At 65.6% G+C, this 12,138-nt stretch carries 20 protein-coding genes; all 20 read right to left on the bottom strand.

Annotated features, from left to right (window positions below):
- Positions 1–33: 33 nt before the first annotated feature.
- Positions 34–414: a 50S ribosomal protein L18 gene (gene rplR, locus ABZ635_RS07755; protein WP_357760537.1), complete on the bottom strand. Its 381-nt coding sequence runs from the start codon at positions 412–414 to the stop codon at positions 34–36.
- Between the two features lie 2 nt (positions 415–416).
- A complete protein-coding gene (rplF, locus tag ABZ635_RS07750; RefSeq protein WP_357760533.1) occupies positions 417–953 on the bottom strand; it encodes a 50S ribosomal protein L6 in 537 nt (178 codons plus the stop codon).
- Between the two features lie 17 nt (positions 954–970).
- On the bottom strand, positions 971–1,369 hold the full coding sequence (rpsH, locus tag ABZ635_RS07745) for a 30S ribosomal protein S8 (protein WP_357760530.1): 399 nt from the start codon (positions 1,367–1,369) through the stop codon (positions 971–973).
- 270 nt (positions 1,370–1,639) lie between these two features.
- Positions 1,640–1,825, bottom strand: a complete 186-nt coding sequence (locus ABZ635_RS07740) for a type Z 30S ribosomal protein S14 (RefSeq protein WP_013156124.1) — start codon at positions 1,823–1,825, stop codon at positions 1,640–1,642.
- Between the two features lie 13 nt (positions 1,826–1,838).
- The gene (rplE, locus tag ABZ635_RS07735) at positions 1,839–2,414 is read right to left on the bottom strand and encodes a 50S ribosomal protein L5 (RefSeq protein ID WP_357760527.1); all 576 of its coding nucleotides are present in this window, start codon (positions 2,412–2,414) and stop codon (positions 1,839–1,841) included.
- Positions 2,414–2,719 carry a 50S ribosomal protein L24 gene (gene rplX, locus ABZ635_RS07730; protein WP_017573366.1) on the bottom strand — a complete coding sequence of 102 codons (306 nt, stop codon included), beginning with the start codon at positions 2,717–2,719 and terminating at the stop codon, positions 2,414–2,416. Before rplX ends, rplE begins: the two co-directional genes overlap by 1 nt.
- Positions 2,720–2,722: 3 nt before the next feature.
- A complete protein-coding gene (gene rplN / locus ABZ635_RS07725) occupies positions 2,723–3,091 on the bottom strand; it encodes a 50S ribosomal protein L14 (protein WP_013156121.1) in 369 nt (122 codons plus the stop codon).
- 104 nt (positions 3,092–3,195) lie between these two features.
- Complete coding sequence (rpsQ, locus tag ABZ635_RS07720) at positions 3,196–3,468, bottom strand: 30S ribosomal protein S17 (RefSeq protein ID WP_017588431.1); 273 nt, start codon at positions 3,466–3,468, stop codon at positions 3,196–3,198.
- Positions 3,465–3,719, bottom strand: a complete 255-nt coding sequence (rpmC, locus tag ABZ635_RS07715; protein WP_017542999.1) for a 50S ribosomal protein L29 — start codon at positions 3,717–3,719, stop codon at positions 3,465–3,467. Before rpmC ends, rpsQ begins: the two co-directional genes overlap by 4 nt.
- Positions 3,719–4,132 carry a 50S ribosomal protein L16 gene (rplP, locus tag ABZ635_RS07710; RefSeq protein WP_357760521.1) on the bottom strand — a complete coding sequence of 138 codons (414 nt, stop codon included), beginning with the start codon at positions 4,130–4,132 and terminating at the stop codon, positions 3,719–3,721. Before rplP ends, rpmC begins: the two co-directional genes overlap by 1 nt.
- A gap of 3 nt (positions 4,133–4,135) precedes the next feature.
- The gene (gene rpsC, locus ABZ635_RS07705; protein ID WP_357760518.1) at positions 4,136–4,924 is read right to left on the bottom strand and encodes a 30S ribosomal protein S3; all 789 of its coding nucleotides are present in this window, start codon (positions 4,922–4,924) and stop codon (positions 4,136–4,138) included.
- Positions 4,924–5,292 (bottom strand): 50S ribosomal protein L22, encoded by a 369-nt coding sequence (rplV, locus tag ABZ635_RS07700; RefSeq protein WP_017543002.1) that lies wholly within the window; start codon positions 5,290–5,292, stop codon positions 4,924–4,926. Before rplV ends, rpsC begins: the two co-directional genes overlap by 1 nt.
- 74 nt (positions 5,293–5,366) lie before the next feature.
- Entirely contained in the window at positions 5,367–5,645 is a 279-nt protein-coding gene (gene rpsS, locus ABZ635_RS07695) for a 30S ribosomal protein S19 (protein WP_357760515.1), read from the bottom strand.
- Between the two features lie 12 nt (positions 5,646–5,657).
- Positions 5,658–6,497 carry a 50S ribosomal protein L2 gene (gene rplB, locus ABZ635_RS07690; protein ID WP_017543004.1) on the bottom strand — a complete coding sequence of 280 codons (840 nt, stop codon included), beginning with the start codon at positions 6,495–6,497 and terminating at the stop codon, positions 5,658–5,660.
- A 58-nt stretch (positions 6,498–6,555) separates the two neighbouring features.
- Positions 6,556–6,846, bottom strand: a complete 291-nt coding sequence (gene rplW / locus ABZ635_RS07685) for a 50S ribosomal protein L23 (protein WP_357760512.1) — start codon at positions 6,844–6,846, stop codon at positions 6,556–6,558.
- Positions 6,843–7,514, bottom strand: coding sequence for a 50S ribosomal protein L4 (gene rplD, locus ABZ635_RS07680; protein ID WP_357760509.1), 672 nt, complete (start codon positions 7,512–7,514; stop codon positions 6,843–6,845). The genes rplW and rplD overlap by 4 nt, the downstream gene beginning before the upstream one ends.
- Positions 7,515–7,517: 3 nt before the next feature.
- Complete coding sequence (rplC, locus tag ABZ635_RS07675; RefSeq protein ID WP_357760506.1) at positions 7,518–8,168, bottom strand: 50S ribosomal protein L3; 651 nt, start codon at positions 8,166–8,168, stop codon at positions 7,518–7,520.
- A gap of 12 nt (positions 8,169–8,180) precedes the next feature.
- A complete protein-coding gene (rpsJ, locus tag ABZ635_RS07670) occupies positions 8,181–8,489 on the bottom strand; it encodes a 30S ribosomal protein S10 (protein WP_013156110.1) in 309 nt (102 codons plus the stop codon).
- Between the two features lie 257 nt (positions 8,490–8,746).
- Positions 8,747–9,940, bottom strand: a complete 1,194-nt coding sequence (gene tuf / locus ABZ635_RS07665) for an elongation factor Tu (RefSeq protein ID WP_357760503.1) — start codon at positions 9,938–9,940, stop codon at positions 8,747–8,749.
- Positions 9,941–10,023: 83 nt separating this feature from the next.
- Entirely contained in the window at positions 10,024–12,135 is a 2,112-nt protein-coding gene (gene fusA, locus ABZ635_RS07660; RefSeq protein ID WP_357760500.1) for an elongation factor G, read from the bottom strand.
- Between the last annotated feature and the right edge of the window lie 3 nt (positions 12,136–12,138).

The following is a 12,138-nucleotide window of genomic DNA, read 5'->3' as shown; positions in this document are numbered from 1 at the left end:
TGGTTGTTCTTGGCCAGTACAGAGGTCATCGAACTAGAACTCCAGCCCGCCCTCGCGCGCCGCGTCGGCGAGCTTGGCGATACGACCGGCGTAACGGTTACCACCGCGGTCGAAGACGACCTGGGTGATACCGGCGTCCTTCGCGCGCTGCGCGACGAGCTCACCGACCTTGACGGACTTGTCGGACTTCGTGCCCTCGGCACCCCGCACGTCGGTCTCGACGCTGGAGGCGGCGACCAGGGTGTGACCCTTGGTGTCGTCGATCACCTGCGCGACGATGTGCTTGGAGGAGCGGAACACGGCCAGACGCGGACGCTCGCTGGTGCCCACGACCTTCTTGCGGACCCGGAACTGCCGGCGCTTGCGCGAGGTGGTGGCCTTCGCGGTGCGCTTACGGCTCACGGTGATGCCCATGCCTACTTACCAGCCTTTCCGGCCTTGCGGCGGATGTGCTCACCCTTGTACCGCACGCCCTTGGCCTTGTACGGGTCAGGCTTGCGCAGACCGCGGATGTTCGCGGCGACCTGGCCCACCAGCTGCTTGTCGATGCCCTCGACGTGGAGGAGGGTCGGCTTCTCCACGCGGAAGGTGATGCCCTGGGGGGGCTCGATGACCACCGGGTGGCTGAAGCCCAGCGAGAACTCCAGGTTGGAGCCGCGGGCCTGGACGCGGTAACCCACACCGTGGATCTCCAGCGTCTTGGCGTAGCCCTTGGCGACGCCCTCGACCAGGTTCGCCAGCAGCGCACGGGTCAGACCGTGCAGCGACCGGTTCTCCGGCTTGTCGTCAGGACGAGCGACCGTGACGACACCATCCTCGAAGGAGGCGGTGATCGGCTCGGCGATCGTGTGCTTGAGTTCGCCCTTCGGCCCCTTGACAGTGACGTCTTGCCCGTTAATCGTGACTTCGACGCCCTTGGGGACCGAGAGCGGCAGTCGACCGATTCGCGACATGCTTCAGTCTCTCCCTATTACCAGACGTAAGCGAGGACTTCGCCGCCCACGCCACGCTTCTTGGCCTGCTTGTCGGTCATCAGGCCACCGGACGTCGAAATGATCGCCACACCGAGGCCGCCCAGCACGCGCGGAAGGTTCTCCTTCTTCGCGTACACCCGGAGACCGGGCTTGGAGACCCGGCGGATTCCCGCGATGGAACGCTCACGGGTGGGGCCGTACTTCAGGTCGAGGACGAGGCTCTGGCCCACGGGGGCCTCCTCGGTCCGCCACCCCTGAATGAAGCCCTCCTGCTGGAGGATCTCGGCGATGTGCGCCTTGATCTTGGAATACGGCATCGCCACGGTGTCGTGGTAAGCCGAGTTCGCGTTACGCAGACGCGTCAGCATGTCTGCGATCGGGTCGGTCATCGTCATGGCCGACTGGCCCTTCCTCACCGCGGTTTCCGAGTGCGGGCTTTCCCAGAGCCTGCCTCCCCTCGGGGTCGCCCCCGGGGAGTGCACAAACGGACCTTCGGCGTGGTCGTGGGCACCGCGGTCCCCTGGGGACTGCCGTGCCCTGTTTGAATGGATGTTGCCGGGCCGCGGACCGCCAGGAGGCGGTCACGGCCACTGCGATGTGCCACCGGTCAGGCGGCGTTTCGGGGGGCCGACCGCGCCGGAGCGCAGGGTCGACCCCACCGGAAACTACCAGCTCGACTTGGTGATACCGGGCAGCTCGCCCCGGTGGGCCATCTCGCGGAAGCAGATACGGCACAGGCCGAACTTCCGGAAGACGGCGCGCGGGCGGCCGCACCGAGAGCATCGAGTATACGCGCGAACGCCGAACTTCGGCTTCCGCTGCGACTTCGCGATCAGGGACTTCTTAGCCATCTGTGGTAACCCCTCAGGCTTCCTTGAACGGGAAACCGAGCCGCTTGAGCAGGCTGCGGCCTTGTTCGTCGGTGGTCGCCGTCGTGACAACCGTGATGTCCATCCCACGCTGGCGGTCGACCTTGTCCGGGTCGATCTCGTGGAACATGACCTGCTCGGTCAGACCGAACGTGTAGTTGCCGTTCCCGTCGAACTGCTTCGGGGAAAGGCCACGGAAGTCCCTGATCCGGGGCAGGGCCAGCGAGAGCAGCCGGTCGAGGAACTCCCACATCCGGTCGCCGCGCAGCGTGACGCTGGCGCCGATCGGCTGACCCTCGCGCAGCTTGAACTGCGCGATGGAGTTCTTGGCCCGGTTGATCTTCGGCTTCTGGCCGGTGATCGCCGTGATGTCGGCGATCGCGCCCTGGATCAGCTTCGCGTCCCGAGCCGCCTCGCCGACGCCCATGTTGACCACGATCTTCGTGAGACCGGGGATCTGCATGACGTTGGCGATGTCGAACTCGTCCTTGAGGCCCGCAGCGATCTCGTTGCGGTACTTCTCCTTGAGCCGCGGCATCGGCGGGGCCGTGATGTCGTTGGTAACCGTCATCAGATGTCCTTACCGGTGCGACGGGAGACCCGAACCTTGGTTCCGTCTTCCTCGAAGCGGTAGCCGACCCGAGTGGCCTTGCCGTCCTCCGCGAGCGCAACGTTGCTCACGTGGATGGGGGCCTCCTTCGTGACGACCTCGCCCTGCTGGCCGCCCGCCGGGTTGGCCTTCCTGTGCTTCTTGACCAGGTTGACGCCCTCGACGATGACACGGTCTTCCTTCGGCAGGGCCTTGACGACCTTGCCGGTGGCACCCTTGTCCTTGCCGGCGAGAACGATGACCTCGTCGCCAGATTTGATCTTCATCGCTTAGAGCACCTCCGGCGCCAGCGAAATGATGCGCATGTACTTCTTGTCACGCAGCTCACGGCCGACCGGGCCGAAGATGCGGGTGCCTCGCGGGTCCCCACCGTCCTTGATGAGCACGGCAGCGTTCTCATCGAAGCGGATGTAGGAGCCGTCGGGCCGGCGGCGCTCCTTGACGGTGCGCACGACAACGGCCTTGACGACGTCGCCCTTCTTGACTCCAGCGCCAGGCAGGGCGTCCTTCACCGTGGCGACGATCGTGTCGCCGATCCCGGCGTAGCGCCGACCCGAGCCACCGAGAACACGGATGGTAAGGATCTCCTTGGCACCCGTGTTGTCGGCGACCTTGAGTCGCGACTCCTGCTGAATCACGTCTGCTCCTGATGTGATGCGTGCGGTCCACTGCCGCACGGCTAGGTGGTCTCACCCCTCGCGCTGGCGGCCGACAACGCGTGTCGGCCGCCAACAGGCTGGGGTTACTTAGCCTTTTCCAGGATCTCCACGACGCGCCAACGCTTCGTCGCGGAGAGCGGCCGGGTCTCCATCATGCGGACCCGGTCGCCGACGCCAGCGGAGTTCGCCTCATCGTGCGCCTTGTACTTGGTCGTCCGTCGGATGACCTTGCCGTACAGGGCGTGCTTGACGCGGTCCTCGACCTCGACAACGACGGTCTTGTCCATCTTGTCGCTGACGACGTAGCCCTCGCGCACCTTGCGGTAGTTGCGCGTCTCGGTCTGGTTCTCACTCATTCGGCTGCTTCCTTCGTCTCCTCAGCCGACTCACCAGACAGCGGGACGATGCCCAGCTCGTGCTCGCGCAGGACCGTGTAGATCCGCGCGATCTCGCGCTTGACGGTACGAAGACGGCTGTGGTTGTCGAGCTGGCCGGTAGCGGCCTGGAAGCGGAGGTTGAAGAGCTCTTCCTTGGCTTCCTTGAGCTTCGTGACCAGGTCCTCGACGGACTGGTCGCGCAGCTCGTGGGCAGTCACGGACTTCGCCATCACTCCCCCTCCCGCTTAACAAACTTGCACTTCATCGGGAGCTTGTGCATCGCACGGCGCATCGCCTCCTTGGCAATGGCCTCGGGCACGCCCGACAGCTCGAACATCACACGACCCGGCTTGACCGGGGCGACCCACCACTCGGGAGAACCCTTACCGGAGCCCATGCGGACCTCGGCCGGCTTCTTCGTCAGCGGACGGTCCGGGAAGATGTTGATCCACACCTTGCCGCCACGCTTGATGTGACGCGTCATGGCGATACGAGCGGACTCGATCTGACGGTTCGTCACGTAGGCCGACTCCAGAGCCTGGATGCCGAACTCACCGAAGGTGACCGACGTCCCGCCCTTGGCCTTGCCGCGAAGGTCCGGGTGGTGCTGCTTCCGGTACTTGACCTTGCGAGGAATCAGCATCGGTTAGCTCCCCTCGGTCTTCGGAGCCTCGGCCGAAGCACCAGCCTTGGCCTCGGTGCCCGGCGCGCCGGCGGCACCGCCGCGACGACGACGCTGCGGACGCTCACGACGCTGACCGCCACCGGCGGTCCGCTGCGCGGCCTGGGCGGCCTCGCGCTCGGCGCGGGTCACAGGGGCGTCGCCCTTGTAGATCCACACCTTGACACCGATGCGACCGAAGGTCGTACGGGCCTCGAAGAAGCCGTAGTCGATGTCGGCGCGCAGCGTGTGCAGCGGGACGCGACCCTCGCGGTAGAACTCCGAGCGGGACATCTCGGCCCCACCCAGACGGCCACCGCACTGGATACGAATACCCTTGGCGCCGCTCTTCATCGCGCTCTGCATGGCCTTGCGCATCGCGCGGCGGAACGCCACGCGGCTGCTCAGCTGCTCAGCGACGCCCTGGGCGACGAGCTGAGCGTCGATCTCGGGGTTCTTGACCTCGAAGACGTTCAGCTGCACCTGCTTGCCGGTGAGCTTCTCCAGGTCCGTACGGATTCGGTCGGCCTCGACGCCGCGGCGGCCGATGACGATGCCCGGCCGGGCGGTGTAGACGTCCACGCGGACACGGTCACGGGTGCGCTCGATCTCGACCTTGGAGATGCCCGCGCGCTCCATGCCACGGGTCAGCATCCGACGGATCGCGACGTCTTCCTTGACGTAGTCCTTGTAGGACTTGTCGGCGTACCAGCGGCTCTTGAAGTCGGTGGTGATGCCGAGGCGGAACCCGTGCGGGTTTACCTTCTGCCCCACTATCGGGTCCTTTCCTTGGTCTTGGACGAGGCGCCCGCGCCCTCAGCGACGACCACGGTGATGTGGCTCGTGCGCTTGGTGACCCGGAAAGCCCGGCCGAAGCCCCGGGGACGAATGCGCTTCAGGGTCGGACCCTCGTCCACCCAGACGCGCTCGACCACCAGCGACTCGCGGTCCAGCTTGTCGTTGTGCTCAGCGTTGGCGATGGCGCTAGCCAGCACCTTGCCAACGGGCTCGCTCGCCGACTGGGGCGCGAACCGGAGCACCGCCTGTGCCTCGTCAGCGGGCAACCCGCGAATAAGGTCCGCCACCCGGCGAGCCTTTCGGGGCGTAACGCGGACGAACCGCGCCTGTGCCCTCGTTCCCATCGCTTTTCCCTCGCTCACGGAAATTCCTTCCCCACTCACCGTGGAGAAAATGGTTCTTACAACTGCTGCAACCGCTAGCGGCGGCTGCGGCGGTCGTCCTTGACGTGGCTACGGAAAGTACGCGTGGGAGCGAACTCACCGAGCTTGTGGCCGACCATCGACTCCGACACGAACACCGGAACGTGCTTGCGGCCGTCGTGGACGGCGATCGTGTGACCGATCATCTCCGGGACGATCATGGATCGCCGGGACCACGTCTTGATGACGTTCTTGGTCCCCTTCTCGTTCTGCGACTCCACCTTCTTGATGAGGTGGTCGTCGACGAAGGGACCCTTCTTAAGGCTACGTGGCATCAGACGTGCTCCTTACCGCTTCTTCTTACCGCTACGCCGACGCCGCACGATCAGCTTGTCGCTGGCCTTGTTCTTGGCCCGGGTCCGGCCTTCCTTCTTGCCCCAGGGGCTGACCGGGTGACGACCACCGGAGGTCTTGCCCTCACCACCACCGTGCGGGTGGTCGACCGGGTTCATGACCACACCGCGGACGGTCGGGCGCTTGCCCTTCCACCGCGAGCGGCCGGCCTTGCCCCAGTTGATGTTGGACTGCTCGGCGTTGCCGACCTGACCAACCGTGGCGCGGCAGGAGATCTCGACCATGCGCATCTCACCGGAGGGCATACGCAGCGTGGCGTAACGGCCCTCCTTGGCGAGGAGCTGGATCTGCGACCCCGCGGAACGACCCAGCTTGGCACCGCCACCGGGCTTCAGCTCGACCGCGTGCACGAACGTACCCGTGGGGATGTTGCGCAGCGGGAGGCAGTTGCCCGGCTTGATGTCGGACTGGGGGCCGTTCTCGATCTTGTCGCCCTGCTTGAGGCCGGCGGGCGCCAGAATGTAGCGCTTCTCACCGTCCACGTAGTGGAGCAGAGCGATGCGAGCGGTGCGGTTGGGGTCGTACTCGATGTGAGCGACCTTGGCCGGCACGCCGTCCTTGTCGTGACGACGGAAGTCGATCACGCGGTAGGCGCGCTTGTGGCCACCACCCTGGTGACGAGCGGTGATCCGGCCGTGGCCGTTACGACCGCCCTTGGAGTGAAGCGGACGGACCAGGGACTTCTCCGGCTCCGAACGCGTGATCTCGACGAAGTCGCTCACGCTGGAGCCGCGACGACCCGGCGTCGTCGGCTTGTACTTACGAATGCCCATCTTCTTCGCGCATTCCTTTACGTGTTGCTTGACATGTAGCGGTCAGACCCGGGAGAGGTCAGACACCGAAGATGTCGATCCGCTGGCCGTCGGCCACGCTGACGATCGCGCGCTTGGTGTCGGGACGCTTCCCGAAACCGAAACGGGTCCGCTTGCGCTTACCCTTCCGGTTGATCGTGTTCACGCTCGTGACCTTCACCTCGAAGATCTTCTCGATCGCGATCTTGATCTGGGTCTTGTTGGCGTCCGGGCGAACGATGAACGTGTACTTGTTCTCGTCCATGAGCCCGTAGCTCTTCTCGGAGATCACCGGCTCAATGATGATGTCCCGGTGGTCGGCGATCCTCACTGGTCGTCCTCCTCGGACTCAGCGGCCTTCGAGGCACCGGCCGCGTGGGCCAGGAACTCGGCGTAGCCCGCCTCGGTGAAGACCACGTCGTCCGCGTAGAGGACGTCGTAGGTGTTCACCTGGTCCGCGTCGAGGATGTGGACCTCTTCGAGGTTGCGCAGGGCGCGCCGGTTGTGCTCGTCCTCGCGGGCCAGGACGACGAGGACCTTGTCGGACTCGGTGACCTGGCGCAGCGCCTTCAGAGCGGTCTGCGTGAGCTTGCTGTCCGCGCCCTCACCGACGAACTCGGTGATGACGTGGATGCGGCCGTGGTTGGCCCGGTCCGAGAGGGCGCCACGCAGGGCGGCGGCCTTCATCTTCTTCGGGGTCCGCTGGCTGTAGTCACGCGGCTGGGGACCGTGGACGGTGCCACCACCGGTGTACTGCGGGGCGCGGATCGAGCCCTGACGGGCGCGACCGGTTCCCTTCTGGCGGTAGGGCTTCTTGCCACCGCCGCGGACGTCGCCGCGGGTCTTGGTGGCGTGGGTGCCCTGCCGGCCGGCGGCCAGCTGGCCGTTCACGACCTGGTGGATCAGCGGAATGCTGACCTGCTGGGCGAAGACGGACTCGGGAAGCTCGACGCTGCCCTTGGAGCCGCCCTCGGGGTTCTTGACCTCGATCTGGGCCATGACTTACTTGTCCCCCTTCACAGCGGTGCGGACGAGCACCAGACCGCCGTTGGGACCCGGGACAGCACCCTTGACCAGGATGAGGCCCTTCTCCGCGTCCACGGAGTGAACGGTCAGGTTCTGGACGGTCTTGCGCACGTTGCCCATGCGCCCGGCCATCCGCATGCCCTTGAAAACGCGGCCGGGCGTGGCGCAGCCGCCGATGGAGCCGGGAGAGCGGTGCTTGCGCTGGGTGCCGTGCGAGGCGGAGAGACCACGGAAACCGTGGCGCTTCATCACACCGGCGAAACCCTTGCCCTTGCTCTTGCCCGTGACGTCGACCTTCTGGCCGCTCTCGAACGCGGCGGCGTCGACTTCCTGGCCGAGCGTGTACTCGGAGGCGTCGGTGGTGCGCACCTCGACGTAGTGGCGGCGCGGGGTCAGGTCGTTCGCGCGCAGGTAGTCGCCCAGGGGCTTGTTGACCTTGCGCGGGTTGATCTGCCCGTAGCCGAGCTGGATGGCGGAGTAGCCATCGGTGTCGGGGGTCCGGATGCGGCTCACGACGCACGGACCGGCCTTCAGGACGGTCACGGGCACCATCTTGCCCGCGTCGTCGAAGACCTGGGTCATGCCGAGCTTTTCGCCCAGAACTCCCTTGATCTGCTTGGTGGCCATGTCTGTGCGTCCTTAAAGCTTGATCTCGATGTCAACGCCAGCCGGGAGGTCGAGTCGCATGAGCGAGTCCACCGTCTTCGGCGTGGGGTCGATGATGTCGATCAGCCGCTTGTGGGTGCGCATCTCGAAGTGCTCGCGCGAGTCCTTGTACTTGTGCGGCGATCGGATGACGCAGTAAACGTTCTTCTCCGTCGGCAGCGGCACCGGGCCCGCGACCTGTGCGCCAGTTCGCGTCACAGTCTCAACGATCTTGCGCGCCGAGCTGTCGATGACCTCGTGGTCATAGGCCTTTAGCCGAATGCGGATCTTCTGTCCCGCCATGTGGCCTGTTCGTCCTTCGCTTCAGTGTCCGTAACGGTGAGCTGTCCGGGCACAGACGCCCAGGCCTGTCGGCGAAACCGCCGGCTAGTTGGCCGTGAGCCCCTATTCCCTTGAGAAACCGCAACAGGGCTTGCCCCTGCGGTGCGTCACCGTCACAGAGCCCGATGACGTCTTGTCAGTGTGGTGGGCGGGCCGCGGTGAAGCGGCCCACCCACCACGTGGGGGCGGCTCCGGAAGGGGCCACCCCCACGTGTGTGCTACTTGAGGATCTTCGTGACGCGACCCGCGCCCACGGTCCGGCCACCCTCACGGATGGCGAACTTGAGGCCCTCTTCCATCGCGACCGGCTGGATCAGCTGGACGGTCATCTCGGTGTTGTCACCGGGCATGACCATCTCGGTGCCCTCCGGCAGCGTCACGACGCCGGTGACGTCGGTGGTGCGGAAGTAGAACTGCGGGCGGTAGTTGTTGAAGAACGGCGTGTGGCGGCCACCCTCGTCCTTGGACAGGATGACGACCTGACCCTCGAACTCGGTGTGCGGGGTGGTCGTGCCGGGCTTGATCACGACCTGGCCGCGCTCGACGTCCTCGCGCTTGATGCCGCGCAGGAGCAGACCGACGTTGTCGCCAGCCTGGCCCTGGTCGAGCAGCTTGCGGAACATCTCAACACCGGTGACGGTGGTGGTCTGCTTCTCTTCCTTGATGCCGACGATGTCAACGGTCTCGTTGACGTTGACGATGCCGCGCTCGATACGACCGGTGACGACGGTGCCGCGACCGGTGATCGAGAAGACGTCCTCGATCGGCATGAGGAAGGGCTTCTCGGTGTCACGCTCGGGCTCGGGAATGAAGCTGTCCACGGTGCCCATGAGCTCCAGGACGGCCTTGCCCCACTCGGCGTCGCCCTCGAGGGCCTTGAGAGCCGAGACCTTGGTGACGGGGATGTCGTCGCCGGGGAACTCGTACTCGCTGAGGAGCTCACGCACCTCGAGCTCGACGAGCTCGAAGATCTCCTCGTCGTCCACCATGTCGGCCTTGTTCAGGGCGACGACGATGGCGGGGACGCCGACCTGGCGGGCCAGGAGGACGTGCTCCTTGGTCTGCGGCATCGGGCCGTCGGTGGCGGCCACGACCAGGATCGCGCCGTCCATCTGCGCGGCACCCGTGATCATGTTCTTCACGTAGTCCGCGTGACCGGGGCAGTCGACGTGGGCGTAGTGACGCGCCTCGGTCTGGTACTCGACGTGAGCGACGGAGATGGTGATACCGCGCTCGCGCTCCTCGGGAGCGTTGTCGATGTCCTCGAACGGCGTGAACGGGTTCAGGTCCGGGTACGCGTCGTGCAGCACCTTGGTGATGGCCGCGGTCAGCGTGGTCTTGCCGTGGTCAATGTGACCGATGGTGCCGATGTTGACGTGCGGCTTGGTCCGCTCGAACTTTTCCTTCGCCACTGGAAGTCTCCTAGACGTACAGATCTATCTGACTGTGGTCCAACCCCGCGGGCACGGGGTACAGCCGGGTTGCTTGCTCGCGACTATTCGCCGCGAACCTTCGCCACAATTTCTTGGGCGACAGCGGACGGAACCTCCGCGTAGGAGTCGAACACCATCGAGTAGTTGGCTCGACCCTGCGTACGGCTGCGCAGGTCACCCACGTAGCCGAACATTTCCGAAAGGGGCACCTGGGCCTTGACGAGACGGACGCCGGAACGCTCGTCCATGGACTGAATCTGTCCACGGCGGGAGTTCAGGTCACCGATCACGTCACCCATGTACTCCTCGGGAGTGGTGACCTCGACGGCCATGACCGGCTCGAGAAGAGTCGGCTTCGCCAGCCGGACGGCCTCCTTGAAGGCCATCGAACCGGCGGTCTTGAACGCCATCTCCGAGGAGTCGACGTCGTGGTACTGACCGTCCGTCAGCGTCACCTTGATGCCGACGAGCGGGTAGTGCGCGAGCACACCCAGCTCAGCGGCCTCCTGGCAGCCGGCGTCGACCGACGGGATGTACTCCCGCGGGATGCGGCCACCGGTGACGGCGTTGACGAACTCGTAGCCGGAGGAGTCGCCGTCCTCGGAGGTCAGCGGCTCCAGGTCGATCTTGACCTTGGCGAACTGGCCCGACCCACCGGTCTGCTTCTTGTGGGTGTAGACGTGGCCGTCGACCTTCTTGCGAATGGTCTCGCGGTAGGCCACCTGGGGCTTACCGATGTTCGCCTCGACCTTGAACTCGTCGCGCATGCGGTTGACCAGCACCTCGAGGTGCAGCTCGCCCATGCCCGAGATCACGGTCTGACCGGTCTGCTCGTCCGAGGCCACCTGGAAGGAGGGGTCCTCGTCGGCCAGACGCTGGATCGCGATGCCCAGCTTCTCCTGGTCGCTCTTGGTCTTCGGCTCGATGGCCACCTCGATGACCGGAGCCGGGAAGGTCATGGACTCCAGGACGATCGGAGCGGACTGCTCGCAGAGCGTCTCACCGGTCGTGGTGTCCTTCAGGCCCATGACGGCGACGATGTCGCCCGCACCCGCCGCGGGGATCTCCTCGCGCTTGTTGGAGTGCATCCGGTAGACCTTACCGATGCGCTCCTTGCGGCCCTTGAGGCTGTTGAGCACCTGGGTGCCCGCCTCCAGGACGCCGGAGTAGATCCGCACGTACGACAGCTTGCCCAGGTGGGGGTCGCTGACGATCTTGAAGACCAGGGCGGAGAACGGCTCGTCCACGCTCGGCTTGCGCTCGAGCTTGGTCTGCTCGGTCTCGTCCTTGGGGTCGTGACCGTCGATCGCCTCGACGTCCACGGGCGAGGGGAGGTAGGCGACGACCGCGTCGAGCAGGGGCTGGACGCCCTTGTTCTTGAACGCGGTGCCACAGACCACGGGGATGGCGGTACCGGCGATGGTCGCGCGACGGATCGCGGGGACCAGCTGCTCCACGGTGGGCTCCTGGCCCTCCAGGTACATCTCCATGATCTCGTCGTCGGCCTCGGCCAACGTCTCGAGGAAGAAGTCCCGGGCCTCGCGAGCGGCCTCGGCGTGGGTGTCGGGGATGTCGATCGTGTCGTACATCTCGCCGAGCGCGGCCTCGTCGTTCCAGACGTAGGCCTTCATCTTCACGAGGTCGATGACGCCCTTGAAGTCGCTCTCGGCACCGATCGGCAGCTGGATCGGCATGGCGTTCGCACCGAGGCGCTCACGGAACATGTCGACGCAGCGCTGGAACTCCGCGCCGATCTTGTCCATCTTGTTGACGAAGCAGATACGCGGCACGTTGTACCGGTCCGCCTGACGCCAGACCTGCTCCGACTGGGGCTCGACGCCTTCCTTGGCGTCGAACACCGCGACGGCGCCGTCAAGCACACGCAGCGACCGCTCGACCTCGACCGTGAAGTCGACGTGGCCGGGCGTGTCGATGATGTTGATCGTGGTGTCGTTCCAACTGGTGGTGATCGCAGCCGAGGTAATGGTGATACCCCGCTCCTGCTCTTCCTTCATCCAGTCCATCGTCGAGGCGCCGTCGTGCGTCTCGCCGAGCTTGTGGTTGACACCCGTGTAGTAGAGGATCCGCTCGGTCGTGGTCGTCTTGCCCGCGTCGATGTGGGCCATGATGCCGATGTTGCGGACCTTGGCCAGGTCAAGCAAAGTCTTAGCCATGAG

The sequence above is a fragment of the Nocardiopsis sp. NPDC007018 genome (assembly GCF_040635075.1).
In the GTDB taxonomy this organism is placed as follows: Bacteria; Actinomycetota; Actinomycetes; order Streptosporangiales; family Streptosporangiaceae; genus Nocardiopsis.
This window is presented reverse-complemented; position numbering and strand designations above follow the sequence as displayed.

Excerpts from the sequence above, each read along its gene's own strand:
- rplR (WP_357760537.1), bottom strand. The coding sequence starts at position 414 with ATGGGCATCACCGTGAGCCGTAAGCGCACCGCGAAGGCCACCACCTCG.
- rplF (WP_357760533.1), bottom strand. The coding sequence starts at position 953 with ATGTCGCGAATCGGTCGACTGCCGCTCTCGGTCCCCAAGGGCGTCGAA.
- rpsH (WP_357760530.1), bottom strand. The coding sequence starts at position 1,369 with ATGACGATGACCGACCCGATCGCAGACATGCTGACGCGTCTGCGTAAC.
- ABZ635_RS07740 (WP_013156124.1), bottom strand. The coding sequence starts at position 1,825 with ATGGCTAAGAAGTCCCTGATCGCGAAGTCGCAGCGGAAGCCGAAGTTC.
- rplE (WP_357760527.1), bottom strand. The coding sequence starts at position 2,414 with ATGACGGTTACCAACGACATCACGGCCCCGCCGATGCCGCGGCTCAAG.
- rplX (WP_017573366.1), bottom strand. The coding sequence starts at position 2,719 with ATGAAGATCAAATCTGGCGACGAGGTCATCGTTCTCGCCGGCAAGGAC.
- rpsQ (WP_017588431.1), bottom strand. The coding sequence starts at position 3,468 with ATGAGTGAGAACCAGACCGAGACGCGCAACTACCGCAAGGTGCGCGAG.
- rpmC (WP_017542999.1), bottom strand. The coding sequence starts at position 3,719 with ATGGCGAAGTCCGTGACTGCCCACGAGCTGCGCGACCAGTCCGTCGAG.
- rplP (WP_357760521.1), bottom strand. The coding sequence starts at position 4,132 with ATGCTGATTCCTCGCAAGGTCAAGTACCGGAAGCAGCACCACCCGGAC.
- rplV (WP_017543002.1), bottom strand. The coding sequence starts at position 5,292 with ATGGGAACGAGGGCACAGGCGCGGTTCGTCCGCGTTACGCCCCGAAAG.
- rpsS (WP_357760515.1), bottom strand. The coding sequence starts at position 5,645 with ATGCCACGTAGCCTTAAGAAGGGTCCCTTCGTCGACGACCACCTCATC.
- rplB (WP_017543004.1), bottom strand. The coding sequence starts at position 6,497 with ATGGGCATTCGTAAGTACAAGCCGACGACGCCGGGTCGTCGCGGCTCC.
- rplD (WP_357760509.1), bottom strand. The coding sequence starts at position 7,514 with ATGGCCCAGATCGAGGTCAAGAACCCCGAGGGCGGCTCCAAGGGCAGC.
- rplC (WP_357760506.1), bottom strand. The coding sequence starts at position 8,168 with ATGGCCACCAAGCAGATCAAGGGAGTTCTGGGCGAAAAGCTCGGCATG.
- rpsJ (WP_013156110.1), bottom strand. The coding sequence starts at position 8,489 with ATGGCGGGACAGAAGATCCGCATTCGGCTAAAGGCCTATGACCACGAG.
- fusA (WP_357760500.1), bottom strand. The coding sequence starts at position 12,135 with ATGGCTAAGACTTTGCTTGACCTGGCCAAGGTCCGCAACATCGGCATC.